24 protein-coding genes, 1 tRNA gene and 1 pseudogene are annotated in these 26,037 nt (G+C 66.9%); 17 read left to right on the top strand and 9 right to left on the bottom strand.

All coding sequences use genetic code 11. The annotated features are described in order from the left end of the window. The 7 genes and pseudogenes from GGR47_RS13225 to GGR47_RS13255 form a co-directional block, all read left to right on the top strand. Positions 1-1,303: pseudogene (locus GGR47_RS13225) on the top strand (hypothetical protein); the annotation flags it as partial. Next, on the top strand, positions 1,300-2,151 hold the full coding sequence (locus tag GGR47_RS13230; protein WP_147035873.1) for a hypothetical protein: 852 nt from the start codon (positions 1,300-1,302) through the stop codon (positions 2,149-2,151). The pseudogene GGR47_RS13225 and the gene GGR47_RS13230, both read left to right, overlap by 4 nt. Next, on the top strand, positions 2,148-2,387 hold the full coding sequence (locus GGR47_RS13235; protein ID WP_147035872.1) for a hypothetical protein: 240 nt from the start codon (positions 2,148-2,150) through the stop codon (positions 2,385-2,387). The genes GGR47_RS13230 and GGR47_RS13235 overlap by 4 nt, the downstream gene beginning before the upstream one ends. Beyond that, a complete protein-coding gene (locus GGR47_RS13240; protein WP_147035871.1) occupies positions 2,384-2,779 on the top strand; it encodes a hypothetical protein in 396 nt (131 codons plus the stop codon). Before GGR47_RS13235 ends, GGR47_RS13240 begins: the two co-directional genes overlap by 4 nt. Then, positions 2,776-3,342 carry a hypothetical protein gene (locus tag GGR47_RS13245; protein ID WP_147035870.1) on the top strand — a complete coding sequence of 189 codons (567 nt, stop codon included), beginning with the start codon at positions 2,776-2,778 and terminating at the stop codon, positions 3,340-3,342. The genes GGR47_RS13240 and GGR47_RS13245 overlap by 4 nt, the downstream gene beginning before the upstream one ends. Then, complete coding sequence (locus GGR47_RS13250; RefSeq protein WP_147035869.1) at positions 3,339-3,587, top strand: hypothetical protein; 249 nt, start codon at positions 3,339-3,341, stop codon at positions 3,585-3,587. The genes GGR47_RS13245 and GGR47_RS13250 overlap by 4 nt, the downstream gene beginning before the upstream one ends. Next, positions 3,584-4,660, top strand: a complete 1,077-nt coding sequence (locus GGR47_RS13255) for a tyrosine-type recombinase/integrase (RefSeq protein WP_147035868.1) — start codon at positions 3,584-3,586, stop codon at positions 4,658-4,660. Before GGR47_RS13250 ends, GGR47_RS13255 begins: the two co-directional genes overlap by 4 nt. Positions 4,661-4,670: 10 nt before the next feature. On the opposite strand, the gene GGR47_RS13260 is transcribed toward GGR47_RS13255, so the two are convergent. Together GGR47_RS13260 and GGR47_RS13265 are read right to left on the bottom strand one after the other, a co-directional pair. Beyond that, positions 4,671-4,746 (bottom strand) — tRNA-Glu (locus GGR47_RS13260). An 84-nt stretch (positions 4,747-4,830) separates the two neighbouring features. Then, the gene (locus GGR47_RS13265; protein ID WP_147035867.1) at positions 4,831-6,204 is read right to left on the bottom strand and encodes a class II 3-deoxy-7-phosphoheptulonate synthase; all 1,374 of its coding nucleotides are present in this window, start codon (positions 6,202-6,204) and stop codon (positions 4,831-4,833) included. Between the two features lie 131 nt (positions 6,205-6,335). Between GGR47_RS13265 and GGR47_RS13270 the strand changes: the two genes are divergently transcribed. Then, positions 6,336-7,379: a hypothetical protein gene (locus GGR47_RS13270; protein ID WP_147035879.1), complete on the top strand. Its 1,044-nt coding sequence runs from the start codon at positions 6,336-6,338 to the stop codon at positions 7,377-7,379. A gap of 72 nt (positions 7,380-7,451) precedes the next feature. Beyond that, on the top strand, positions 7,452-8,441 hold the full coding sequence (locus GGR47_RS13275) for a M48 family metallopeptidase (protein WP_147035866.1): 990 nt from the start codon (positions 7,452-7,454) through the stop codon (positions 8,439-8,441). On the opposite strand, the gene GGR47_RS13280 is transcribed toward GGR47_RS13275, so the two are convergent. Genes GGR47_RS13280 through GGR47_RS13290 form a run of 3 tightly spaced genes read right to left on the bottom strand, consistent with a single transcriptional unit; the run spans position 8,435 to position 12,337 of the window. Then, complete coding sequence (locus GGR47_RS13280; protein ID WP_147035865.1) at positions 8,435-9,373, bottom strand: D-2-hydroxyacid dehydrogenase; 939 nt, start codon at positions 9,371-9,373, stop codon at positions 8,435-8,437. The genes GGR47_RS13275 and GGR47_RS13280 overlap by 7 nt on opposite strands. Next, positions 9,370-10,809, bottom strand: a complete 1,440-nt coding sequence (cysS, locus tag GGR47_RS13285; protein ID WP_147035864.1) for a cysteine--tRNA ligase — start codon at positions 10,807-10,809, stop codon at positions 9,370-9,372. Before cysS ends, GGR47_RS13280 begins: the two co-directional genes overlap by 4 nt. A gap of 43 nt (positions 10,810-10,852) precedes the next feature. Beyond that, positions 10,853-12,337 carry a hypothetical protein gene (locus GGR47_RS13290; RefSeq protein WP_221204796.1) on the bottom strand — a complete coding sequence of 495 codons (1,485 nt, stop codon included), beginning with the start codon at positions 12,335-12,337 and terminating at the stop codon, positions 10,853-10,855. A 155-nt stretch (positions 12,338-12,492) separates the two neighbouring features. Between GGR47_RS13290 and GGR47_RS13295 the strand changes: the two genes are divergently transcribed. The 5 genes from GGR47_RS13295 (at position 12,493) to GGR47_RS13315 (ending at position 18,106) form a co-directional block, all read left to right on the top strand. After that, on the top strand, positions 12,493-13,425 hold the full coding sequence (locus tag GGR47_RS13295) for a glycosyltransferase family 2 protein (protein ID WP_147035863.1): 933 nt from the start codon (positions 12,493-12,495) through the stop codon (positions 13,423-13,425). Then, positions 13,400-14,203, top strand: coding sequence for a ChbG/HpnK family deacetylase (locus tag GGR47_RS13300; RefSeq protein ID WP_020486477.1), 804 nt, complete (start codon positions 13,400-13,402; stop codon positions 14,201-14,203). Before GGR47_RS13295 ends, GGR47_RS13300 begins: the two co-directional genes overlap by 26 nt. A gap of 81 nt (positions 14,204-14,284) precedes the next feature. After that, positions 14,285-14,776 (top strand): RNA polymerase sigma factor, encoded by a 492-nt coding sequence (locus tag GGR47_RS13305; protein WP_147035877.1) that lies wholly within the window; start codon positions 14,285-14,287, stop codon positions 14,774-14,776. Next, a complete protein-coding gene (locus GGR47_RS13310) occupies positions 14,773-15,732 on the top strand; it encodes a FecR family protein (protein ID WP_147035862.1) in 960 nt (319 codons plus the stop codon). The genes GGR47_RS13305 and GGR47_RS13310 overlap by 4 nt, the downstream gene beginning before the upstream one ends. A gap of 112 nt (positions 15,733-15,844) precedes the next feature. After that, positions 15,845-18,106: a TonB-dependent receptor gene (locus GGR47_RS13315; protein ID WP_244305014.1), complete on the top strand. Its 2,262-nt coding sequence runs from the start codon at positions 15,845-15,847 to the stop codon at positions 18,104-18,106. Position 18,107: 1 nt separating this feature from the next. On the opposite strand, the gene GGR47_RS13320 is transcribed toward GGR47_RS13315, so the two are convergent. The 3 genes from GGR47_RS13320 to GGR47_RS13330 all read right to left on the bottom strand — a co-directional run bounded on the left by GGR47_RS13320 (position 18,108) and on the right by GGR47_RS13330 (position 21,459). Next, the gene (locus GGR47_RS13320) at positions 18,108-19,286 is read right to left on the bottom strand and encodes a vWA domain-containing protein (RefSeq protein ID WP_147035861.1); all 1,179 of its coding nucleotides are present in this window, start codon (positions 19,284-19,286) and stop codon (positions 18,108-18,110) included. 199 nt (positions 19,287-19,485) lie between these two features. Further along, a complete protein-coding gene (locus tag GGR47_RS13325) occupies positions 19,486-20,046 on the bottom strand; it encodes a CHAP domain-containing protein (RefSeq protein ID WP_043059575.1) in 561 nt (186 codons plus the stop codon). 564 nt (positions 20,047-20,610) lie between these two features. Further along, entirely contained in the window at positions 20,611-21,459 is an 849-nt protein-coding gene (locus tag GGR47_RS13330; protein ID WP_017978595.1) for an AAA family ATPase, read from the bottom strand. Between the two features lie 115 nt (positions 21,460-21,574). On the opposite strand from GGR47_RS13330, the gene GGR47_RS13335 reads away from it, so the two are divergent. Further along, positions 21,575-21,973, top strand: coding sequence for a hypothetical protein (locus GGR47_RS13335; RefSeq protein ID WP_244305013.1), 399 nt, complete (start codon positions 21,575-21,577; stop codon positions 21,971-21,973). Between the two features lie 5 nt (positions 21,974-21,978). Here the strand turns inward: GGR47_RS13335 and GGR47_RS13340 are convergent, their stop codons facing one another. After that, the gene (locus tag GGR47_RS13340) at positions 21,979-22,638 is read right to left on the bottom strand and encodes a DUF6975 family protein (protein ID WP_147035860.1); all 660 of its coding nucleotides are present in this window, start codon (positions 22,636-22,638) and stop codon (positions 21,979-21,981) included. Positions 22,639-22,821: 183 nt separating this feature from the next. On the opposite strand from GGR47_RS13340, the gene GGR47_RS13345 reads away from it, so the two are divergent. Further along, positions 22,822-25,068, top strand: a complete 2,247-nt coding sequence (locus GGR47_RS13345; protein WP_147035859.1) for a S9 family peptidase — start codon at positions 22,822-22,824, stop codon at positions 25,066-25,068. A 194-nt stretch (positions 25,069-25,262) separates the two neighbouring features. Next, on the top strand, positions 25,263-25,979 hold the full coding sequence (locus GGR47_RS13350) for an MgtC/SapB family protein (protein WP_017978599.1): 717 nt from the start codon (positions 25,263-25,265) through the stop codon (positions 25,977-25,979). The last annotated feature ends 58 nt before the right edge of the window (positions 25,980-26,037 follow it).

A 26,037-nucleotide genomic window follows, 5' to 3' on the forward strand; every position in this document is an offset into this window, starting at 1 on the left:
CCTGCGGCTGGCTGGCCTCGCTGACGAGATCCTCGACGCTTTGCGGCAGGGCCAGATCAGCCTCGAGGTGGCGACGGAATACGCCAAGACCGCCGATCAGGCACTCCAGTCGCGCGTGTTCAGGCGCGAGTGCCGGCCCAACAACTACCAGCGCCACAGTCTGTGGAATATCCGCGCGGCCTACAGCGCCGAGCAGCTGACGGAGGCGTGCAGCGTCTTCCAGTTCATCGATCGCGATACCTACGAACGCGAGGGTGGGGGCTACGAGGAGGATCTGTTCTCCACCGCAGCCGATGGCGCGCCTCGCAAGCTCGCGAAGGGTCAGCTTGCCCGCGACATCGCGAACCGCTGCCTGCAGCTGCAGGCGGTGAGGGTGCAGATGCAGGCGCAGCGGGAATATCCCAGCGTGTCGGGCATGGTCATCACCGCAGATCTGACGGTCAACGGCAAGGTCGATGCGCCGGCCGGGCATGCTGCGATCACCGGCGGGTGGAACGGCGATCTCGGTACGCACGTCGGCATCGATGACTGTTGGAAGCGTGCCTTGGACCGCAACGTCCCCATCCAGATCGTGGTCGGGATCGGTCAGGAGGAGCCAATCGGCGAGGACGACGACGGTAGCCCGCTTGGCTATGTTGCGCGCTGGGACCGGACGCGGTTCTTCGTCCCGCGCGAACACCGCAAGGCGGTCCTGCCGGAAAGGCGCGAAACGTCCTATGGCGGCCCCCAGCTGACACCGGAACAGGAAGAGGCGCAGGCGATCGCCCGCCTGGGGCGCGTCTGGGCTGCTCGCCTGTCCGTGCCGAAGTTCAGCGAGATCCCCGGCATGGATGGCCGCGCCTATTATGCCAACGACTGGCTGGGTGAGAGAACGAAGCCGGGCGACCTGCACTCCGGCCCGCGCACCCCCTGCTTCGAAATCCATATGTTCGTCACCGAGGACGAGATCGCAGCGAACCTGTCCGCCGGCATCGAGCTCGCGCGGGAGGAAATCGCCGACCGGAAGCGTCGGAAGGAGGAGCGCGAGGCCGCCGCCATCGCAGCCAAGGATGCCGTGGAAGCGAGCTGGCAAGAGCTATGCGCGGCCGACCCGGCCCCCGAGGTGCTGCTAACAGTCGACGGCGACCTATGGGTGAAGGGGCCGCAGGGCTGGGGGGTCGATGGCGAGGACGGCGACAACATCGCCGAGGACTTCAGCGAGCTCCTGGAGGTGCTCGACCCCGGTTACGTCGAGGGCTGGTGGGCGACGCGTGCGGATTACGATGCGCATCGGGCACAGCAAGCCGGGGAGGGTGGTCGATGAACCGCCAAACCGCAGTCGAAGAACGCTGCGCCGCTGTCGCCGACACCCTTGTGCCGAATTATCGGAATGGCTCGCGCGCTTATAGCTGTGCCGGTCACGTCGCCAAGATGTGGCAGGCGGCATACGACGGTGCTGCGGCTGTCCTGGCGGACCCGCTGCCCGCTGACGTGCGCCGGCTGGTAATTGCCGCACGCGAAGTGACGGACTGTGGAACGGACGAAGACGAGACGCGCGAATTGCTCGATGCCGTCGAGGCGTTCAGCAGCCGGGTGCCTTACGAGGACCAGCCCGACGACATGGCTGATGCGTCTGTTCCGGATCGCCTGGCACGTCGGATGGGTGCCGAGTTCGTTGCCCGCGATGCCACCCCACCGGTGGAGGGGCTGACCTGCGGGGAGGGAGAGCCGGCTGGCGCGGTGCTGATCTGCGATCAGACCGGTGGCACCATGTTTACGTGGTGGCCTGTGCCGCAGCACCAGAAGCAGGAAGCGGACAGCATCTATGGCAGTCACGGCGGATACCGCACCGTGCCGCTCTACGCCGTCTCCCCCAAGGCCACCGTCGCTTCACAGGAGCAGCTGGAGAGCGCTTTCCCACTAGAGATAGGTCGTCTGCACCGTGGCGAGCGCCGATCCGATGGCGAGCGCCTGTGCAGCCACAGCCACGCCGTCCCCGCCGGCCATCCGCTCTACTGGCCCCAGCAGATCAGCCAGTATGACGACAGCGACCCGCTGTGCCTCCAACACGCGATCGAGCAGGCCGTAGATGATAACGGCTATTGCGAGAAATGCACCGCTGACGACTTTTCCCCCAAGGCCACCGCGAGCGTGCGGGAGGATCAGGCATGAGGCTGTCCTTCGCGATGTTGGAGCGATTGAGCGCGATCAGTCGCGCCGGCCTCGACGGGTGCAAGTCATGGCACGGCCGAACGAACGACGCGCTCTTGCGCCGCGATCTTATCCGGTTTGAGCCCGCGCCCGGTAAGGTTGCCCATGCCCTGTTCTTCGTCACCGACAAGGGACGCGCTGCCCATCAACCTGCGGACAGCGGTACTGCCGCCACCATCGGGGGAGAGCGGGCGTGAGCGGGCAGACGTGCGAGCGCTGCGGTGGGCGTGGCGAGATTGAGACTGGCACCGTCTCGAAAGGTCCGGGCGGCTATGGCTACGACACCGTTCCATGCGGCTGCGAAGAACGGCAGGCATATCACGATGCGGCCGAGGATGCTGGCTGGCTGATCGAGATGCAGACCTTCGACGCCCATGAAGGTCCGCTTCCCACCGCGTGGGCTGCTGCCGGCACCTACACCTTAGGCCCGCCGATCCCGCGGCATCAGGTGCCAGCCGGCGCTGTCTATGAATACGGCTACGATCTCGGCAAGCTATGGCTGAACGACGAGCCTCACCTGATGACGCGGGATGATGGACCATTCGCGCCAACATACCGGGTCGCCACCATCGGGGGAGAGCGGGCGTGAGCGATATGCCGCCGATCAGCGCGACCGAGTTCGTCGGCATCGCCGCGATCGCCGAGCATCTGCGCGACGCTCGCGCTGCCGGCGACCAGCGGCTGGTCGACGAGGGCAAGATGACGGCGTCGGTCGCGGCCGATCGGCTTCGGGTGGCGACGGCGCTGGCCGCTGACTGGCGGCGGGTCGCCGATTGCTCGCAGCGGCCGCCGCAAACCGCGGACGACTCCGAGATCCTCGCCATGCTTGCCCAGGCTCTGCCGGCCGCGATCGCTAGGCGGGACAAGGCATACAAGGCGCTCGTCGCCGGCGCGCCGCACTACCGGCACTACGACCTGGACGAACTCTACGCCCTATGCGCTCGGCTTGGGTGCTTCAGCGAGACGGTGCAGGACGACATCGTCGAATATGTCCGCCCGTGGTTACAAGCACAGAACGTCGCGAGCGGCCTCGCCGCGATGCTCTGGTGGCAGCAGCGCACCGGCGTTGAGTCGGTCCACTTCCTGGTCGACACGACGATCGCCCTGCGCGAGCGCGCCCGGGCTGAAGGCGAGGCGAGGCTAGCAGCATGAACCTCGCCCGCCTGGAGCGGCTTCCGGATTGGCCCGCCCGCATGACGGCCGAGATCGCAGCCGCCTACATGGGCGTGTCAAAGACGACGTTCCTCAACCGCTTCGGCGCCACGGGCGTGAAGGAGGGCACCAACACCCTTTGGGCCAAAGTCCAGCTGGACAGCATGATTGCCAAGCAGTTCTCGATCAAGCAGCCTCGCGCGGGCGCGCAGGATCGGGACACGTCATGGGACGACTTTCGTTGAAAAACGTCACGGAGCGGAAGGGTCTGCTCTACTTCCGTCGTAAGATCGGCGGGAAGGACACATACATCCGCCTCCCGGATCTCGATGACCCTGACTTCCATGCGGAGTACCGCCGGCTGATGGAGGAAGGGCCGAAGAAGGAAGGACCGGCGCCCGGGACCATGGCTGCGTTGATCGCGGCCTACCGTGGCAACCCCGAGTTTGCGGCCCTGGAGCTCAGCACGCGCACGAATCAGATGCGCTACCTCGACATGATCGTGGCAGAGATCGGCGAGCGCGGCGTGAAGGGCCTGCGACCCATGCACATCTACACCATGCGGGATCGGATGGCCGACACCCCGGGCAAGGCCAACGCCTGGCTCAGCGTGATGCGCGCGCTGCTCGCCTACGCTACCCGCATCGACATGCGGGCCGACAACCCGGCGTCGGGGATCAAGCGCCTAGAGCTTGGGGAGCACGAGCCATGGCCCGCCGATCTGCTCCGGGTCGCGCTGGAGGAGGCTACTCCGATGACACGCCTCGCGATCGTCACCGGCCTATGTTCCGGGCAGCGGGTCAGTGATTGCATCAGGATGCAGTACGGCTGGATCGAGGGCGGCATCATGGAATTCGCGCAGAAGAAAACGGGCAAGGACGTCGCGGTCCCAATGCACCCCTTCTGGCTCGACGAACTGAAGAAGCTACCGCGCCGGTCGACCACGCTGCTCTACGAGCGCAGCGGGGCGCCGTTTAACACCACTGGCGCCATTCAGGCGCGCCTGCGCGATCTGATGGCCATGAAGGCCGTACGGGAGGTTCACGCTGACCTGGTAGCGCGTGAGGTGATCTCGGCCGACGCGACCTTTTCGTTCCACGGCTTGCGCAAGAACGCCTGCTGCTACCTGCTGGAACTCGGGCTCAGCGACACAGAAACCGGCTCGATCCTAGGCATGTCGAGCGAGATGGTGCGGCACTACGGGAAGCGCGCGCGGGCGCTGATGATCGCCCGCGGAGCGGCCCAGCGGGTGACCGGGGGCAAAATCGTTCCGATTGCGGGGGCAACCGCTTCAAGCCGACCAGCCAAAAACGGCTGATTTCTGCGGCTGGTGACCCCTACGGGACTCGAACCCGTGTTTTCGCCGTGAGAGGGCGACGTCCTAGACCGCTAGACGAAGGGGCCGTGTGCGGTGGAGGGGCGCGTCTAGGCTTGGGGGCGGGGGGCGTCAAGCGGGATTGTTGACGCCCCCTTCGCGAATTGCTGCGATCAGGCGGCGGCCTTGCGGCGTTCGGCCATTTCGGTGTTCAGCATTTCGGCGAGCAGGAAGGCGAGTTCCAGGCTCTGGCCGGCGTTGAGACGCGGGTCGCAGTGGGTGTGGTAGCGATCCGCTAGGCTCTGTTCGGTCACGTCGATCGCGCCGCCGGTGCATTCGGTGACGTTCTGGCCGGTCATCTCCGCATGGATGCCGCCGGCATGCGTGCCTTCGGCGCGGTGGACGTCGAAGAAGCCGCGCACCTCCGCAAGAATGCGGTCGAAGGGGCGGGTCTTGTAGCCGGTCGCGGCCTTCACCGTATTGCCGTGCATCGGGTCGCACGACCAGATGACGGGGTGGCCTTCGCGCGTCACGGCGCGGACGAGCTTGGGCAGATGCGCCTCGATCTTGTCATAGCCGTAGCGGGTGATGAGCGTCATGCGGCCGGGCACGCGACCCGGGTTGAGCGTGTCGAGCATGCGGAGCAGCGCGTCGGGATCGAGGCTGGGGCCGCACTTCACGCCGATCGGGTTGCCGATGCCGCGCAGGAACTCGACGTGCGCCGAATTTTCGAAGCGGGTGCGGTCGCCGATCCAGAGGAAGTGGGCGGATGTGTCGTACCAGTCGCCCGTCAGGGAATCCTGGCGGGTCAGCGCCTGTTCGAACGGTAACAGCAGCGCTTCGTGGCTGGTGTAGAAATGCGTCTGCGACAGCTGCGGCACGGTTTCGGGATCGATGCCGCACGCCGCCATGAAGTCGAGCGCTTCGCCGATGCGGTCCGCCGTTTCCGCATATTTGCGGCTCCACGGGCTCCGACCCATGAAGTCGTGCGTCCAGCGATGCACCTGGTGCAGGTTCGCGTAACCGCCCTGCGCGAAGGCGCGCAGCAGGTTGAGGGTCGCGGCCGACTGCGAATAGGCGCGGATCATCCGCTGCGGATCGGGGATGCGGCTTTCGGGCGTGAAGGCGATGTCGTTGACGTTGTCGCCGCGGTAGCTGGGCAGTTCGACGCCGTCGATCACCTCGGTCGGCGCGGAGCGCGGCTTGGCGAACTGGCCGGCCATGCGGCCGAGCTTCACCACCGGCAGCTTCGAGGCGAAGGTGAGGACGACCGCCATTTGCAGGATCACGCGGAAGGTGTCGCGGATGTTGTTCGCGCTATGCTCGGCGAAGGATTCGGCGCAGTCGCCGCCCTGGAGCAGGAAGGCCTTGCCCTCTGCGACCTTGGCGAGTTCCGCGGTCAGGTTGCGCGCTTCGCCGGCGAAAACGAGCGGCGGAAAGCTCGCGAGCGTGTCCGTCGCGCGCGTCAGTGCCGCGGTATCGGGATAGTCGGGAAGCTGGCGGGCTTCGGCGCGGGTCCAGCTGTCGGGGGCCCAGTTCGCGGCCATAATGTCGTCCTTCGGGGTGTAAACGTCGCGGCACATGCGCCCAAAACGGATTTTGCGCAATGAAGGAACGCTTAAGGGGCGTATCGATCGGCCGGTGGCGTGCTATGCACACGATACAGATATAGGTGGCGATGATGCGGAAGCGACTGGCGGCGGTGCTGATCGGAACGGCGATGGTGGCTGGCGCGATGGTGTCGGCCCGCGACCTGCCGGTGCCGGCGGACAAGGGCTGGCGTCATGCCGAGACGGGTGTCGCCCTCATGGCGCAAAACGCGGGGCTGACGCGCACGGCGTTGACCGATGCGACGCAGGGCGAGTTCGATGTCGCCGCGCAATATTGGGCGCCGGACAAGAGCGTCACGGCGACCGTCTATATCTTTCGCCCCGCGATCGCCGACGTCGGCCTGTGGTTCGATCGGTCGCAGACGGCGCTGGAGACGCGTGCCGAGTTCCGCAATGCGGCGCCCGCGAGCGCCGATCCGATCGCCTTCGCGCTGCCGGGCGCGGCCGCGGGGTCTGCGTTGCGCCAGACCTATGCCAATGCGAGTGGAGCCTATCGCAGCACGGCGCTGGCCGTCATGCCGCTCAACGGCTGGATCGTGGCGATTCGCATGAGCGCGACGACGCTGACGGCGGACAAACTCGATGCGGAGTTGCAGCAATTCATCGCGGGCGTCCGCTGGCCGAAGGTGACGGCGGCCGGCACGGCGGCAAGGCTGGTGAAGCCATGCGCGACGCCGCTGGTGTTCGGAAAGGCGAAGGAGGTGGCGGCGGGCGCGGGCGACCTGCTGATGTCCCTGATGATCCCGAGCCTCGCTGCGAGCGAAAAGGCCAAGACGCCCGCCAAGGCCGATGACGCACCTTTATGGTGTCGAGACGGCGAAGGTCGCACCGAATATGGCGTCTATCGCAATATGCGAGACGATCGGGGGTATACGATGGCTCTGTACGACGCCGGGCGCTCGGTGAGCGTGTTCCCCTCGGTCATGGGGCAGATCGACAAGACGGGCACGTACAGCGTCTCGCTGACGGACGTCGACGGATCGACGGCGGTCCTGCCCTCGTTCAGCGCGATGCCGCAGCCCAAGCAGGTGTGGGCGGTGGTGTCCCAGGGCAAGGTGCAGGGCAAGGCGGTCGGCAAGACGATCACGCTCGATGCGAAGGCGTTGAAATAGTGCGACGGGCGGTTCCGCTGCGTCGCGCGCTGCCGTAAGGAGCGGGGTCGAGTAAGCGTAAGGATGGTCGGCATGCGCTATGGGATTTCGTGGGCGGTCGCAGCGGCCGTGGCGGTTGCGGCTCCGGCGGTGGCGGCGGACCCGGATACCGCGGCGACGTTCGATGCGTTGCGGCAGGTCGACGGCCGGATGGCGGCGATCGCCTATCGGTTGACCACGGCCAATGCCCCGCTGTGTCGCTCGCTGGCGCCGACGCCGGGCTGGGCGATCCATAGCCTGGGGCAATATGATCCGGCGCTGCGCGACCAGGCGCGGGCGAGCTTCGGATTCGAAACGCCGATCGCGGTCGAGGCGGTGGTGCCGGGGTCCGCGGCGGCCAAGGCGGGGGTTCGAGCCGGTGATTCGATCGTGTCGGTCGATGGTCGGCCGATCGGTAGCGGCGCGCCGGGCAAGGACGCGAGCAGTGCCGCGAGTGATGCGGCGGTGGAGCAGATCGCGGGGCTGCCGGCCGATCGGCCTTTGGCGGTCGAGCTGATGCGCGAGGGGCGCACCCGTACCGTGACGATCCCCGCCTCGCCGGGCTGCCGGAGCGCGTTCGAGGTGCTGCTGGGGCCAGGCATGACCGCGTCGGCCGATGGGCGGATCGTGCAGATCGGGGTCCGCTTCTTCGAACGCTATAATGATGACGAGGTGGCGGTCGTGGTCGCGCATGAGCTGTCGCACAACATCCTGCGCCACGCCACGCGGCTGGAGGCGGCAGGCGTCAAGCGTGGCCTGCTGTCCGAAGTGGGGCGGAACGGCCGGCTGTTCCGGTTGACCGAAGATCAGGCCGATCTGCTGGGTGCCTATCTGCTGCGCAATGCGGGCTATGATCCGCAGATTGCGGTGCGGTTCTGGCGCGAGCATGGCGGGGACGTCGACGGCGGGCTGTTCCGCAGCCGGACGCATCCGTCATCCTCGGCGCGCGCGAAGGCGTTGGAGGCGGCGATCGCCACAATGCCGGCTGGCCATGGCTTTTACGCGCCCCCGCTCGCGGCGGAGGCAGATCGGCCGCTTCAGTAACCCGCGTCGAGGTCGGCGACGTTGCGCATCGGTTTGCCGGCGACGAAGGCCTGCACGTTTTCGAGGAAGAGCGCGGCGGCACGCTGGAACATCGTGTTCTGGCTGCGACCCGACAGATGCATCGAGATGAGGCAATTGGGCGCGCTCCACAGCGGATGATCCGCTGGGAGCGGCTCCGGCGTGGTGGGATCGAGGAAGGCGCCCGCGATCGTCCCGTCGGTCAGTGCAGAGACCAGCGCGTCCTGATCGATCATGTCGCCGCGGGCGATGTTGATGAGCCACGCGCTGCGCTTCATCGCCGCGAGTTGCTCCGCCCCGATCATCGTGCGGGTCGCATCGGTCGAGGGGGCGGCGAGGACGATCCAGTCGTATTCGCCGATCTGCGCCGCCCATTGATCGGGGGCGAGCGTGCCGTCGCGGCCGGAGCGGGTGACGCCGTTGACGTCCACGCCGAAAGCGGCGAGACGCTCGCCGATCAGGCGGCCGATCGTGCCATAGCCGATGATGAGCGCGCGCGTGTCTGCCAATTCGATGCGGCCCGGCGACACCATCGGCCATTCGCGGCGATCCGCCATGCGAACGACCTCATCATAGCGCTTCGCGGCGGCGAGGATGCCGAGCAACGCATATTCGGCCACCGCAACCGCATTGATCCCGGCGCCGTTGGTGACGGTGACGCGGCGATCGCGCAGCAGGTCGAGCGGGAAGGCATCGAGGCCCGCGTAGAGCGTCGAAACCCATTGCAGCTTCGGCCCCGCCGCGCGGATCGCCTGTTCGGTGAGGTGGGTCGGCTGCATGTCGACCCAGGCGATCGTCGCGTCGGCGATCATCGTTTCCGCTTCGGCCGGTGTGGTGAACCACATAGGCTCGACCTCGGTGGGGAGGTGCGGCTCGAGCAGGCCACGGGCGATGGCGGGCAGGACGGCCTTCACAGCGACAGCCTCCAGTCCCAGCCCAACGGATCGCCGTCCATCACCTCGACGCCGGCCGAGGCAAGTTCGTCGCGCAGCGCGTCGGAGCGTGCGAAGTCCTTGGCGGCGCGGGCCTCACGGCGCTCGGCGAGCGCGGCGGCGATGCCGGCTTCGTCGATCGTCGCACTGGCGGGGCGGACGCGCAGGTCTTCGCGCGAGAGGGTGAGGAGGTCGAGGCCGAGCACGGCGTCGAAGTCTTCGAGCGCGGCGAGGCGATCGGCCGGACTCAAGCGCTTGTCGGCGAGCAGTTCGTCGAGCACGGGCAGGGCCTTGGGCGTGTTGAGGTCGTCCGACAGCGCGGCGTCGAGCCGTTCGGCATAGGGCGCGACGGACGCGGCGCCCTTGGCCTCGCCGCGGGCGCGCAGGGCGGCGACGGTTTGGATCAGGCGCTTCAGGCGCGTCTGCGCGGCGGCGAGATTCTCCCACGAAAATTCCAGCTCGCTGCGATAATGCGCCTGCAGGCACATCAGGCGATAGGCGAGCGGGTGGAAGCCGCGGGCGACGAGGGCGGGCAGGGTGAGGAACTCGCCAGAGGATTTCGACATCTTTCCCGTGCGATCGACGAGGAAGTTGTTGTGCATCCAGAGCGTCGCACCGGTATCGGCGGTGCCGCCGATCGCCTGGTTCTGCGCGATCTCATTGGGGTGGTGGATCTCGCGATGATCGATGCCGCCGGTGTGGATATCGAAATGATCACCCAGATACTGCCGGCTCATCACCGAGCATTCGAGGTGCCAGCCCGGCGCGCCGCGGCCCCAGGGGCTGTCCCACTCCATCTGGCGGTTCTCGCCCGGCGCGCTGGTGCGCCAGATCGCGAAGTCGGCGGGGTGGCGCTTGCCCTCGACGCTGTCGATGCGGCCCTCGACCGGACCCTCATCGCGCGTGCCGGCGAGGCGGCCGTAATCGGGGACGGTGGTGGTGTCGAAATAGAGGCCGTCGGCCAGGCGGTAGCAATGCTTGTCGGCGATCGCCTGTCCGAAGGCGATCATGCCGTCGATATGGTCGGTTGCCAGCGGGAAGCGGGCGGGGTCGCGGACGTTGAGGTCCTTCAGATTGGCTTTGAACGCCTGCGTGTAATGGTCTGCGATCGCCCAGATATCCTGGCCGCTCTTCTTCGCGGCGGCCTCCATCTTGTCGTCGCCGGCATCGGCGTCGCTGGTCAGATGGCCGACGTCGGTGATGTTGATGATGTGGGTGAGGCCATAGCCCTTCCACGTCAGCGTCCGGCCGAGCGTATCGGTGAAGAGGTACGCGCGCAGATTGCCGATATGGGCGTAGTGATAGACCGTTGGCCCGCACGAATAGATGCGGACGTTGGCGGGGTCGGCGGGCTGGAACGGCTCCGCGGCTCGGGTCAGGCTGTTGTACAGCGTCATCGGCGTCATGCGCGCGGCCATAGCGCGGGCCGAGCGATGCCGCCAAGCCTCCAGCGGTACGGCTTTATCGACGAAGGGGCAGATCGCGGCGGAGATAGACGAGCAGGTGGGCGTCTTCGCGCGGGACGGTGAGGACCTGCCGATAAGAGCGGCCGAGCGTGGCAGTCATGATGCTCTCGGTCGCGGGATTCCACGGCGCCATCGGTTCGTCCATCGTCACGATCACCGGCGGACGGGTGGCGAGGATGCGGTTAAGCTCGGCGACCTCGTCAGCCCCGGACGCGCCACGCTCGGCGTCGTACGCGAGTGTCGAGGGGAAAGCGTAGCGCGTCGGGATGCAGGCGTCGGCGAGCAAATACAGCACCGAATCGCCCGCGAAGACATAGGGGCAGCCGCCGCGATCGTTGGCTTTCATCACCTGTGCGACGGCGCGGGCGGAGCTGGCATCGGTCGGCGGCAGCAGCACGCGGGCGACGAACAGGATCAGGCCATAGCCGATCAGCGCGACCGGCGCGGCGCGGTGGCGGTCCAACACCGGCGCGGCGATCATGGCGAGCGGCAACATCAGCGGCAGCGCGTAATGATCGAAGAAGGCCCCGATCATCGCGAAGGCGATCAGGGCGGCGGCGAGCCAGCCGAAGGCGATCCACCGCTCGGGCGCCATCGGGCGCTGGCCAAGGGCGATCACCGTACAGACGACGAAGGGGAGCAACTGGGCGCCCGTGCCGGCGAGCCGCGCGGCGATCTTGGCGGCGGGATAGCCCTTGCGCAGCGAGACGGAGGCGAAATTGGAGAACCAGAAGGCGTCGAAGACCGCCGGGCCGCGGCGCCAATACTCCGCGACGACCAGCCCGGTCGGCAGGATGCCGAGCAGCATCCACAGCAGCGCCGCGCCAATGCAGAGCCGTAGCGTGGCGCCCGCGCGATGCAGATACCAGAGGTGGGCCGCGCCGAAGAACGCGCCTTCGACGACGGGCGTGTATTTGGTCTGGATCGCGAGGCCGGCGAGCAGGCAGGCGGCCGCGCCGTTGAGGACGATCGCGCGCGTCGCACGGGCCTCAGCCAGCACGGGCAGACGCAGCGTCAGTACCGCGGCGCCGGCGGTGAAAAGGTTGTAGAAGACGGGCGACTGCCCCCCGCGACCGCTGAGCAGCGACAACCACAGGATGTAGGCCGCGCCCGCCATCAGGGCCGCCGCAGGTCGCGCGCCCAGCATCCGCCCGCCGCGTGCCACCAGCCACGCCGTGGCGGCGGCGAACAGCGTCGCGACCAACTGGTAGGCGAGGATGCCATCGCCGGGCAGCAGCCGGATCGCGGCGAAGATCAGGAACAGGCCGACGGGCTTGCGGTCCCACAGATCGACATACGGCAAGGCGCCGTGCAGCATCCGGTCGCCGACGAGCAGATAATATTGCTCGTCGACATGGATGATCGGATTGCCGAAATCGTGCGCACGCAGGGCGATCGCCCAGAGCAGCAGCAGCACGAACGCCACCCATCCGGTCGACGACAGCCGTGTGTCAGGGGCGGACGATGCGCTGTGGGCCATGGCGCGCGCTCATAGCAGCGCCGCCCGCGGCGTCATGCTCGAAATTAATTTCGCCGCCGCGGTGCGGGTCCGGACGATCGGCGTCGTCCTGTCAGCAAGGAACGGACGTGCGTGTCGCATGGCCGGCTGAAGCGTGGCTCGTGGGGGGCGTTGGAATGTATCTTGTTGTCGACCAGGATCGGATGGAGACGGGCGGTTCGCCGCTGTCGGCCGCCATGTTCGGCCCGGAGCGGCGCGCGACGCCGCTGTGGACCGTGCTGATCCCGTTCTTCAACGAAGCGGCGTTCTTAGGCCACACGATCGCCAGCCTCGCCTCGCAGACGGTGCCGTTCCAGCTGCTGCTGGTCGACAACGGTTCGACCGACGACAGCGTTGCGATCGCGCGCGCGGCGATCGCTGCGCATGGCCTGGATGCGACGATCATCAGCGAGACCGTTCCCGGCAAGGTCAGCGCGCTGCGCACGGGCCTGGGGCGCGTGCGGACCCGCTATGTCGCCACCTGCGATGCCGACACGCTGTATCCGCCGCATTATCTGGCCGAAGCGGAAGCGCTGCTGGCGCAGGACGGCTGCGTCGTTGCGGGTGCCTATTTCGTCGATCCGGGCGCGGACCAGAGCGCGCTCGACGCCGAGGCGCGCCGGATCCTGACCGCAGCACGCATGCTGCCGCGTCAATGTCATGCCGGCGGGGCGGGCCAGTGCTTCGACGTCGCGGCGCTGCGGGCGGTGGGCGGCTTCGATGCGGCGCTGTGGGGCTATATCCTTGAGGATCACGAGGTGATCCATCGCACCATGTCGCAAGGCGACATGCGGTATTCGAAGGACCTGTGGTGCATGCCGTCGCCGCGCGAGCGGGATCGCGCCTCGATCCGGTGGACGCTGTTCGAACGGCTCGTCTACGCCGCGGCGGCGCCCTGGGCTGGCGACTGGTTCTTCTACCATTTCCTGGCCCGCCGGTTGCAGCGCCGTCGCCTGATGAGCGTGCAGATCCGCGAGCGCGCGTTCCAGACCGTCACCAGCTTTGCCCATTTGCCCGTCCCGTCGAACCATGGAGGACCGATCCGTGCCGCGTCTCATCCTGTGCGCTGACGATTTCGCCTTTTCGCGCGATGTCAGCGAGACGATCGCCGGTCTGGCGCGCGAGGGGAAGCTCAACGCGACCAGCTGCATGACGCTGATGCCGGGCTGGGCGACCGATGCCGCGCTGCTGCGCGACCTGCCGCGCCATGTCGAGATCGGCCTGCACCTGACGCTGACCGGTGAGCGGCCGCTGACCGATATGCCGCAGTTCGCGCCCGATGGCGTGATGCCGGAGATCGATCCGCTGACCCGTTCGGCGGCGCGTCGCGAGCTGCCGCTCGACGAGATCGCCGGTGAAGTGGCCGCGCAGTTCGACGCCTTCGTCGCCGCAATGGGCCGTGCGCCGGACTTCGTCGACGGCCACCAGCACTCGCACGCGCTTCCCGGGATTCGCGACATCGTGCTGTTCGAAACCGCCCATCGCGCGCCGAACGCCTGGGTGCGCGACTGCGTCGACCGTGTCGGCGCGATGCTGCGGCGGCCGTTTGCGGGCAAAGCGATCGGCAGTGCCTTCCATTCGCGGGGCCTGAAACGGGACGCCGCGCGTTACGGCCTGCGTTGCAACGACAGTTTCGCGGGGCACTACGATTTCTCAACCGATTATCGGGGATTATTCCCACGGTTTCTACGCAAGGCGGCGAGCATGCATCTCGTGATGTGCCATCCCGGAGCGGGTAAACGACCCGGCGACGCGATCGCGGCAGCGCGTCCGCGTGAAGCCGATGCCTTGCGTACTTGGTCGATTGCCGACATGGCAGCGGCTGAGGGTCTGGCCTTTCCGGCCTGACATGAGGAGCTTGGGCGCAGATTGGCTGACGGGAGCACGGCGGATGGGGGGCTGCGTGCCGTCTTCCTCGCGCAGCGCGCGATGCTCCTGCGCCTGTTCGTCGCGCGCCTTGGCTCGCGGGAGGAAGCCGAAGACGCGCTCCACGATCTGTGGCTGCGGCTCGATCAGCTCGGCGCGACGCCCATCGCCCAACCTGCTGCCTTTCTATACCGCGTCGCCAACAATCTCGCGACCGATCGGCGCATCGCCGGCGCTCGGCGTGATGCACGCGACGGCGCGTGGCTCGCATCGCAGCCCGCGGCCGATGATATGCCGGATGCCGAACGGGCGCTCGTCGCGCGCGATGCCCTCCGCGTCGTCGAGCAGGCGATCGATGCCATGCCCGAGCGGATGGGGCGAGCGCTCCGTCTGTTCCGTATCGAAGGGCGCAGTCAGCGCGCCATCGCCGATGAATTGGGCATTAGCGTGAGCGGCGTGGAAAAGCTTCTGCAGCGCGCCTATCGCATCCTGCACGCGCGCCTCGCCGAGGTGAATGGCGCGATGCCGGTGCTCGGCATGGAGCAGGATCGATGAGCGCGGCCATGGCAGCGATCGTCGATCAGGCCGCGCTGTGGCACGTTCGTCAGGCGGACATGTCGGCCGACGAATGGGAGCAATTCGTATTCTGGCTGGAAGCGGATGACGAGCATGCGCGCGTCTATGATGCGATCGCCCTGCAGGATGCGCTGATTGCCGAAGCGCTTTTTCCAGACGCGCCGGCAACGCCGGTGGCCGCAAACGACGACGAGCGCGTGTTCCGTCGTCGCTGGCCGCTTGCCGGCACCGCGGGGGCGGCAATCGCCGCCGCGCTGGCGCTATGGCTGGTGCCGGGCGTGTTGTTCAAACCGTCGCCCCAGGCTGGCATGAGCGAGGTGATTGCCACTCGTGATGGCGAACGGCGCGATATCCGCATGGCGGACGGGACCCAGATCGCGATGAACGGCGGGACGGTGCTGCGGTTCGATCCGGCCGATCCGCGGACGATCGCGATGGATCGGGGCGAGGTGGCGCTGCACGTCGTCCATGACGCGGCGCATCCGTTTACGCTGCACGCTGGCGATCAAGTCATCCGCGACATGGGCACGACCTTCGACGTCACGCGCGACGGCGGCGATCTGTCGGTCGCGGTCGGCGAGGGATCGGTGATGTTCGAGCCGGACGGCGCCGCGGTGACACTGAGGGCTGGCGACGCTCTCACCCGCGACGGGGCGACCGGCCGGATCGTGCGTAGCACGATTCCCGCGGACAGTGTGGGTGGCTGGCGCCAGGGTGTGCTCAGCTTCGATGCGGCGTCGGTCGCCGAGGTCGCGGCTAGCCTGCGGCGATTACACGGGTTTCGCCTGCGGATCGCGAGCGGCTTGTCCACGCGTCCGTTCACCGGCATAATCCACCTCACGGGGGAAGCCGATCGCGACATTCCGCATCTGGCCGATCTGATCGGGGCAACTTGGCGGCGTGACGGGGCGGATTGGGTGTTGGCGGAACGGTAAGCGGCGATCCCGACGGGGTGCCGGCTGGTTTCTTGCCGCCTGTTCGCTGAGCCTGCCCGCCTCCGCATCGGCCAGTCCGCCGCAGCGGCGCGTCGCCCTCGCCATCGCGCCCATGACACTCGACCGTGCGGTGATCGCGCTCGCGCGCGTCGCGGGGGTCGATATCGTCAGTACGGAACGCGGTTTGCATGCCGTGCGGACGGCGGAGCTGCGCGGCACGCTGACGGTAAAGCAGGCGCTCGATCGCCTGCTGGCGGGCAGCGGCTTTCGTGCCGTGGCGAGCGGCCCCGGCAGCTATCGCATCGTCGTCGCGCCGCCGGCGCCACCGCCGCGGCCGGTCGCCCGCCCGGCAGCGCCCCCACCCCCCGAACCGGCGCCGGCGGATATCGTCGTGACCGCCAGCAAGCAGCGCGTGCCGCTGCTCCGCTATCCGGGTAGCCTGACGTTGGTGAGCGGCGTGCCGCGCCGCGCGAATGGGGCGACGGCAGACCTCAGCCAGATCGCGGGACAGCTCCCTATTCTGCAAAGCACGCAACTGGGGCTCGGCCGCAACAAGGTGTTCATTCGCGGGATCGCGGACAGCAGCTTTAATGGCACGACCCAGTCGACTGCGAGCGTCTATCTCGACGACGTGCAGCTCAACGCCTCCGGCCCTGATCCTGCGTTGCGCCTGTACGACATGCAGGCGGTCGAGATCCTGGAAGGACCGCAGGGTACGCTTTACGGGGCGGGTGCGATCGGTGGGCTGTTGCGGCTGACGACGCGCGCACCGGTGCTGGACGGTTTCGCGGGTAGTGCGAGTGCGGGCACCACGCTGACGCAGGGCGGCGCGCCGGGGTACGATGTGGCGCTGATGGCGAACGTGCCGCTCGTTGCGGGTAAGGCGGCGCTGCGGGGTGTTGCCTATCAGGTGCGCGACGGCGGATATATCGACGCGGCACGGCGGCGTGTGGTCGACGCCAACCATAGCGACACGACGGGGGCACGGCTGGCGTTGCGCGTCGATCCGGGGAGCGGCTGGCAGATCGATGCGAGCGGGGCGGCACAGCGGGTCGAATCGGCGGACGGGCAATATGGCGACGTGCGCCGATCGCCCTTTGCACAGCGCAATTATATCGCGCAGCCGTTCTTCGGGCGCTTGCTGTTCGGCCGGGTGACGATCGCCAAGGATTGGGAGAGCGGACTGCGGCTGGTGTCCGCGACCGGCGTCGCCGATTACCGGACGGTCGAGACGTTCGACGCGACGGGATTTGCGGCGCCGGTGTCACGGGGGGCGGCGCGGTACGACCTAGACAACGACAAGCTGCTGGTGTCGCAGGAACTGCGGCTGTCGCGATCGCTGGATGGCGGACGCTCGTGGTTGGCGGGCGTGAGCCTGTTGAGCGATCGGTCGATCCTGACGCGCTCGGTGGGGCTGGGCGGTGCGGCGATCGATATCGTCGGCGTCACCAACGTCACGCGGTCGGCGTCCGGGTTTGGCGAGGTGACGGCGCGGCTGTGGCGGGATCTGTCGGTGACGTTGGGCGGCCGCGTCACCACGGCGCGGGTCGATGGCGAACCGTCGAGTACGCGGCGGCCGGGCAATTACATCAAGGGCCGATCGACGCAGCGGTTCGATCCGACGATCGCGCTGTCCTATCGCATCGCGCCGGAGCTGGCGGCGTTCGCCCGCTATCAGACGGGCTTTCGCACCGGTGGTCTGGCGGTGGCGCAGGGCATCGGGCGGGTCGCCAATTACGATCCCGATTCGATCCGCTTTGCCGAGATCGGGCTGCGGCGGCTACGCAGCGGAGTGCGGGGCGTCAGCTTTGCGATCAGCGGGTCGACCGCGGCGTGGAGCAATATCCAGGCGGACCTAATCAACCGGCGCGGCCAGCCCTATACGACCAATCTGGGCGATGCCCGGATCCAGACGGTGGAGGCGTCGTTCGACTGGACGCCGACGACGCGGCTGACGATCGACGGGTCGGCGTTGTACACCCACAATATCGTCTACGGCGCTATCGCCGATCAGTCGCGGCTCAACAACCGGCGCCTGCCGCAGACGCCGCCGTTCGCAGCGCATGCCGGGGTCGCCTATCGCTGGCCGGAGGGACGGGTGACGCCGCGGATCGCGGCGAGCGCGGATTACGTCGGGCGGTCGGTGCTGGGGACTGGGGACCTGCTGGACGTGAGCCAGGGCAAGTATCTGACGATCGGCCTGACCGCGGGACTGCGTTGGCGGGGGATCGACCTGGGGTTGGGCGTCGAGAACCTGACCGACACCGCCTCCAACCGCTTCGCCTTCGGCAACCCGTTCGGCCTGCCGGGGCGGAACGAGACGACGCCGCTGCGCCCCCGCAATGTGCGGATCGGGGTGTCAACCACCTGGTAAATCAGCGTTTTCTGGTGAGTTCGCGCATCGCGTCGTCGAGGCCGGCGAGGGTGAGCGGGTACATGCGATCGGCCATCAATTCGCGCAGGATGCGGATCGACTGGCTGTAGCCCCATTGGTCCTTGGGCATCGGGTTGAGCCAGACCGCGGCCGGGTAGGTCGTCGTCAGGCGCTGCATCCAGACGGCGCCCGCTTCCTCATTGAAATGTTCGACCGAGCCGCCCGGATGCGTGATCTCATAGGGGTTCATTGACGCATCGCCGACCAGTACCAGCTTGTAATCATGACCGAATTTATGAAGCACCTCCCACAACGGCGTGCGTTCGGCGAAGCGGCGGCGATTGTCCTTCCACACGCCTTCGTACGGGCAATTGTGAAAGTAGAAGAATTCGAGGTTTTTGAATTCGGACGTCGCGGCGCTGAACAGCTCTTCGCACAGCTTGATCCACGGGTCCATCGACCCGCCGACGTCGAGAAACAGCAGCAATTTCACGGCATTGCGTCGTTCGGGCCGCATGCGCACGTCGAGCCAGCCGGCCCTTGCGGTGCTGTCGATCGTGCCGTCGATATCGAGTTCGTCGGCGGCGCCTTCGCGCGCGAAGCGGCGCAGGCGGCGTAGCGCGACCTTGATGTTGCGCGTGCCGAGTTCGCGGGTGTTGTCGAGGTTCTTAAATTCGCGCTGGTCCCAGACCTTGAGCGCGCGACCGTGCTTGCTCTCCCCGCCGATGCGCACGCCTTCGGGGTTATAGCCCGAATTGCCGTACGGGCTGGTGCCGCCCGTGCCGATCCATTTGTTGCCGCCCTGGTGACGCCCTTCCTGTTCGGCGAGGCGCTGTTTCAGCGTCTCCATGATCTCGTCCCACGAGCCTAAGGACTTGATCTGCTCCATTTCCTCGGGCGTCAGATATTTCTCGGCGACGGCCTTCAGCCAATCGGCGGGAATCTCGGTCGGCTGGGTGCCGTAGGTTGTCGCGATGCCGCGGAAGACCTTGGCGAACACCTGGTCGAACCGGTCGAGCAGCCCCTCGTCTTTCACGTAGGTGGCGCGGGCGAGATAGTAGAATGCTTCCGGCGTGCGGTCGATCACCTCGGCGTCGAGCGCCTCCAGAAGCACCAGATGCTCCTTCAGGCTGGCCGGAATACCGGCGAGTCGCAGCTCGTCGAGGAAGGTCAGGAACATGGCTGACTTCCGCCATTTCGAGCGTGGAAGTGGACGAAGTGGACGGTACGTACCGTCCCGAATGCGGCTGCGTGCAGGGGCGTCGGCAAGGCGGGGAACAGCGTCGGGGCGAACGGATCGGTCATGGCCTGCCACCGACGCTAGGAGCATTCGGTCGTGTAGGACAGCCCCTTTTTGAAGATCGGGTTTCGGCCGGCGATCAGCGTGCGGCGTAGGCGTCGATCAGCGCGCCGACGTAATCGGGGTTGCGGGTGGTGATCTGGGGCGAGGGGCGACCGCCGTAGATGAAGCCCTTCACCGGATAGATGCTGCTGCCCAGACCTTCCGAATCGCGGAACCAGACCTTCACTTCGCTCCAATCGTTGTCGGGCGACACGTCGTACAGCGTGACGTCGCGTTCGGCATGGCCGCGTTCGCCGTTGAAGCGCGACCAATTGGCGTGGGTGAGCATCAGCACGCGGCGTTCGACGACGCGGCTGACGACGGCGACATGGCCGAGCGGCAGGCGCCCGCTCTTGGCGAAGACGATGACCGAACCGACACGCGGATCGTGGCCGCGATCATAATGACCGTCCGCCTTCGACCACCAGGTCCAGGCGTCGCCGTAGATCTGGATGCCCGATGCCTCGCGTGCGAAGGGGACGCACTGGCCGACGTAATCGAGCAGATTGCCGCCCGCTGCGTTTGCCGGGGCGGCAAGCTGCGTTGCCGCTCCGATTGCCGCGGCGATCATGCCGCACTTGCGAAGAATGCCCTGCATTCGATGAGTTTTAGGGAAGGGGCGGTGACCGTTTGGTTGGGATTCGTGGTTAAGAAACGGTAATGCGGCAAAATATTGCCGGTCGTTTCGCTGCTGCAATGAGTGATTTTGTTCCGGCTGGACGGTGATTTTTTGTTGGTGCTGCTGGCACGCCGGTGGGTCCTAGGTACGCGTGGCGCCACCTAGCCGTCACCCTGGACTTGATCCGGGGTCCCGCTTTCCGCCGCCGCGAAAGAAGAAGCAGGATCCCGGCACAAGGCCGGGATGACGATGGAGGTGGGGTGAGGGGCGGTGGGGGTTCGCTGCTGTTATGTTTTGGGTGCAGCCGTTTGTGGTCGGTTGTTAGATGGGGCGGTTTGTTTTGGGGGTAAGGGCGGCCCTTACCTCCCCCTCCGTCACCGCTGCGCGGTGCCACCTCCCCCTGGCGGGGGAGGACTTTGGCGGGTCGGGTGCTGGGCACGGTGTTTTCTCCGTCATCCCGGCCTTGAGCCGGGATTCCGCTTCTTCTTTTGCCGCGGCGGCAAGCGGGACCCCGGATCACGTCCGGGGTGACGGTGGGGGCGCTTAGCGTCCCTGGCGTTTCGCCATGAAGGCCAAGCGTTCGAACAGCATGATGTCCTGTTCGTTCTTCAGCAGCGCGCCGTGGAGCGGGGGGATCGCCTTGGTAGGGTCGCGGTTCTGGAGGACGTCGAGCGGCATGTCTTCGTGCAGCAGCAGTTTCAGCCAGTCGAGCAGTTCGCTGGTGCTGGGCTTCTTCTTGAGGCCGGGCACCTCGCGGACGTCATAGAAGATGTCCATCGCCTTGCTGACGAGGATCTTCTGGATGCCGGGGAAGTGGACGTCGACGATCGCCTGCATCGTGTCGCGGTCGGGGAATTTGATATAGTGGAAGAAGCAGCGGCGCAGGAAGGCGTCGGGCAGCTCCTTTTCGTTGTTGCTGGTGATGACGACGATCGGGCGTTCGGTGGCGCGCACGGTTTCCTTCGTCTCGTAGACGTGGAATTCCATGCGATCGAGTTCCTGCAACAGGTCGTTGGGGAATTCGATATCGGCCTTGTCGATCTCGTCGATCAGCAGGACGGGCGGGGTAGGCCGGGTGAAGGCTTCCCACAATTTGCCGCGGCGGATGTAATTGGCGATGTCGTGGACGCGCTCATCGCCCAGCTGGCCGTCGCGCAGGCGGGCGACGGCGTCATATTCGTACAGGCCTTGCTGCGCCTTGGTGGTCGATTTGACGTTCCATTCGATCAGCTCGGCGCCGGTCGCCTTGGCGATCTCATGCGCGAGCACCGTCTTGCCGGTGCCGGGTTCGCCCTTCACCAGCAACGGACGGCGCAGCGTGACCGCGGCGTTGACCGCGACCTTCAGGTCGTCGGTCGCGACGTAATTCTGCGTGCCTTCGAAGCGCTTCATGGCCGGATCCCGGATATTGAATATCGGGTACGTCGTTGCCGGATCACAGCCGCGAGCGCAAGCGGGGGGAGTGGGGTACGCGCGCAACCGATTGCCGTACCTGCCGGCCTGATCCATGATCGACGAGGTTTCAGGGGGAGACAATATGATGATCGCGTTTCGTGCGCTGCTGATCGCTGCCTGGACTGCGCTGGCGATCTACACGGGGGTTGTGATCGCCAGGCATGGCATGGATCTGCTCCCGATCTTTTTCGGGGATATCGCACGCATGACGTGGTCCGGCCAGTTCAATGCAGACTTCTCATGCTTCCTGCTGTTGTCCGCATTGTGGACCGCTTGGCGTCATCACTTCACCCCCGTCGGCCTCGGTCTCGCGATCTTGGCGTTCTTCGGCGGCGCTGGATTTCTGCTGCTGTATCTTCTGCTGCTCAGCATCCAGACGCGAGGTGACATGACGGCCCTGCTGACGGGCGGTCGTCACGCAGCAGCGGGTGGCCGCGGCACAGTCCAATAGCCGCCTTACCCCTCCCGCGCGCTGGCCCTTGCCTCCAGCAAGTCCCAGATCGCGCGATGTTGCGCGAACAGTTGCTGCGCGCCGAAGCCGATGGCGCGTTCGGTCGCTTGGGTGCCGCCGAGGGCGTCGATGCTGGCGCCCGTTTCCAGATGCGGCGGGAAGGCGCGAGGGGCCGGCTCCACGCCGAAGCGGAGCGCGGCGGCGTCGAGCAGGCGACGGATCATGCCCCAGTCGTGGACCAGCGCGGCGACCGCGCCGGTCGCGCAGCCGCGGCGTTCGGAGGCGCCAAGCGTTTCGAGCGTGTGGCGGCTGGTGGTGAGCGCGGTCTCGCTATCTGCCTGTCCGGGCGTGGAGGGCAGCGGGCCGGCGGCGGCGGCGAGATGGGCGATATAGGCGCGCTCGACGGCAAAGGCATCGGCGATCCGATCGAGCCAGTCGCAGGCGTCGGGCTGCGCGCACTGGCTGCGCGCCGCGGCGGCGAGGCCGGGGTGGACGCCATGGACTCCACAGAGCGCATGCACCGCATCGGACACGTCGCGCGCCGAGGCGCGTGGCGAGACGAGGCGGGCGAAGTGCGGATGCGCCGCGCTGCCGTCGACGGCCCCCAATCGGGCAACCATGTCCCATGCGCTTGGCGACCAGGCCGTCTGTACGGTGTTCAACATATCACTCCGGGACATTTACTGATGCCGCCCGCCGATCCGGTGCGACACGCCACCCTTGTCGCCCCGTACCTATACCGAACCACGTAAAGACACGGTTGATGCGCCGCTAACCCTGCCGCAATCCCGCTTTACGTCGGCGGATCGTGCCCTAAGAACGGCGATACGTTGGAGTTGGAGTAGGTGATGCGGACATGGTGGTTGGGGCTGGCGCTGGCATCGGTGGGCGCGATGGCGATAGGCGCTGAGGCGGGCGCGCAGACGGCCGCGGCGCCGCAAACGGACAAGCTGACGCTGGCGCGCGTCTTCGGCAGCCCCGATTTGTCGGGGTCGCAGCCGCGCGGCGTACGCCTGTCGCCGGACGGCACGCTGCTCACCTTCCTGCGCCCGCGCGCCGACGAAAAGGAGCGCACCGATCTGTGGGCGCGCGACACGCGCACCGGCGCGGAGCGGATGCTGGTCGACAGCAAGAAGGTGGGCACCGGCGCCGAACTGACCGAGGCGGAGAAGATGCAGCGCGAGCGCGCGCGCATCGGCGGGTCGAAGGGCATCGTCGCCTATGACTTCGCGCCCGATGGCCGCTCGATCCTGGTGCCGCTGGACGGCGATCTGTATCTTGCGACGCTGGACGGCAAGGTCCGTCGGCTGACCGCGACGCCGGGTGGTGAGCTCAACCCGATCATCTCGCCCAAGGGCAATTACGTCAGCTTCGTGCGCGACCAGAATCTGTTCGCCCAGCCGCTGAGCGGGGGAGAGGCGCGCGCGCTGACCACCGGTGGTGGCGGTACGGTGCATTTCGGCGAGGCGGAGTTCGTCGCGCAGGAGGAAATGGATCGGCGCACCGGCTATTGGTGGTCGCCGGACGAACGCTATGTGGCGGTCGAGCGGTTCGACGAGGCGCCGGTGCGCGTCTTCACCCGTGCGTCGATCGGCGCGGCGGGGACCAAGACCTATGAACAGCGCTATCCCGCGGCGGGGACGCCCAACGTGCTGGTCGACCTGTATGTGATGCGGCCGGACGGGTCGGGGCAGGTGAAGGTCGATCTGGGCAGCGACCCGGACATCTATCTGGCGCGGGTCGACTGGACGCCGGACGGCAAGACGCTGCTGGTGCAGCGCGAGAGCCGCGACCAGAAGACGCTCGATATGCTGGCCGTCGATCCGGCGACGGGCAAGGCGAAGGTGCTGTTCACCGAGAAATCGGGCGCGCGGAGCTGGATCAACCTCAGCGACGATTATCGCGTGCTGAAGGACGGCAGCCTGATCTGGCGGTCCGAGCGGGATGGCTATGGCCATTTGTACCTGCGCAGCCCGGCGGGCAAGTGGACGCAGCTGACCAAGGGGCCGTGGGTCGTGACGGGCCTGGTCGGGGTCGATGAGGCGAAGGGGCGTATCTACCTCACCGGCACGAAGGACGACGTGCTCGAGCAGCACCTCTATGTGGTCGATATCGCGCGGCCGGACGTGCTGACGCGGCTGACCGAGCGGGGGTGGACCAACAGCGCGTCGATGGACGGCGCGGCCAGCCGCTTCATCATCTCGCGCTCCAATGCGGGGCAGCCGACGCAGGTCTATCTCGCCGATACGACCGGCAAGCGGCTGGAATGGATCAACGAAAATGCGATCCGGCCGGGGCACCCCTATTATCCGTATCTCGCCAGCCACCAGCCGACCAAGTTCGGGACGATCAAGGCGAAGGACGGCAGCACGCTGTATTGGGAAATGATCACCCCGCCGCTGGTGCCGGGCAAGAAATATCCCGTGTTCTTCGAACATTACGGCGGTCCGGGTACCGGCCAGCAGGTGACGCGCGGCTGGCAGGGGGCGCTGCCGCAATATCTGGTCAGCCAGGGCTGGGTCTATTTCAAGATCGACAATCGCGGCTCGTACAACCGCGGCAAGGCGTTCGAGGACCAGATCTATCATGCGATGGGCACGGTGGAGGTCGAGGACCAACTGGCCGGCGCCAATTACCTGAAGTCGCTGCCGTTCGTGGATGGCGGCAAGATCGCGACCTATGGCTGGTCGTATGGCGGATACATGTCGCTGAAGATGCTGGAGAAGACGCCGGGCGTCTATGCGGCGGCGGTGTCCGGCGCGCCGGTGACCGACTGGCAGCTGTACGACACGCATTACACCGAACGCTATCTGGGCGATCCGGCCAAGGACCCCAAGAGCTATGCGACGTCGCAGGCGGTGGAGGATTCGCCGAAGATCAAGGACCCGCTGCTGCTGATCCACGGCATGGCGGACGACAACGTCTTCCTCGACAATTCGACCAAGGTTGCCGCGAAGATGCAGGCGACGGCGACGCCGTTCGAGATGATGTTCTACCCCGGATACACGCACCGCGTCGGCGGGCCGATGGTGAGCCAGCATCTGTGGGGGACGATCCTGGAGTTCCTGGATCGGAACGTGAAGAACAAGAAGTAAGGTTTTATAATTCCTCCCTCGCTTCAGCGGGGGAGGGGGACCGTTCGCGTAGCGAATGGTGGAGGGGGCGATGCCGCAAACGGTGAGGTCGCCGTATCCTCCCCTCCGTCACCGCTTCGCGGCGCCACCCCACTGGCGGGGGAGGACTGGTGGTGACGTGCGTTCGTCACGGTCCGGCGCTAAGGCGCCACCCCATGCACTTCGTCGCCGCCTTTCATCTGTGGCCGTTTCTCGACACGGTCGTCAGCTATCTCACCGCCTTCGTGCTCGGCACTGCGATCGGGGCGGAGCGGCAGTATCGGCAGCGGACCGCGGGGCTGCGGACCAATGCGCTCGTCGCGATCGGGGCGGCGGCGTTCGTCGATCTGGGGCAGCGGCTGGGCGGGGACGTCGAGTCGATCCGGGTGATCGCCTATGTCGTGTCGGGGATCGGCTTCCTCGGCGCGGGCGTGATCATGAAGGAGGGAATGAACGTCCGCGGGCTCAACACCGCGGCAACGCTCTGGTGTTCGGCGGCGGTGGGATCGATCGCGGGGTCGGACATGATCGCTGAGGCGACGCTGCTGACCGGCGTCGTGCTGTTCGCCAATACCGCGCTGCGGCCGCTGGTCGATGCGATTAACCGCATTCCGATCGCCGGCGGCACGGTGGAGGCGACGTATAGCGTGACGATCACCGTGCCGGTCGCTGCGGCGGGACCGATGGGGGACGTGCTGGTCGGGCATCTCGAGGAGGCGGGACTGCCCGTCGCCGACCTCGACACGCAGGTGCGCGACGACGAGCATGTCGCGCTCGTCGCGACGCTGGTCGGTAGCGGCGTGGTGGATGCGGAGCTCGACGCATTGGTCGAGCATCTGGGCCGCGTACACGGGATCGACCACGCGACATGGCAGCTGAGCACGCACGATTAGGAAAGTCGGTGGACGTTTCCGCGCAACCGTATTAGGCGGCGCACACTGAATTGGAGGA

The sequence above is a fragment of the Sphingomonas aquatilis genome (assembly GCF_014196115.1).
Taxonomy (GTDB): domain Bacteria; phylum Pseudomonadota; class Alphaproteobacteria; order Sphingomonadales; family Sphingomonadaceae; genus Sphingomonas; species Sphingomonas aquatilis.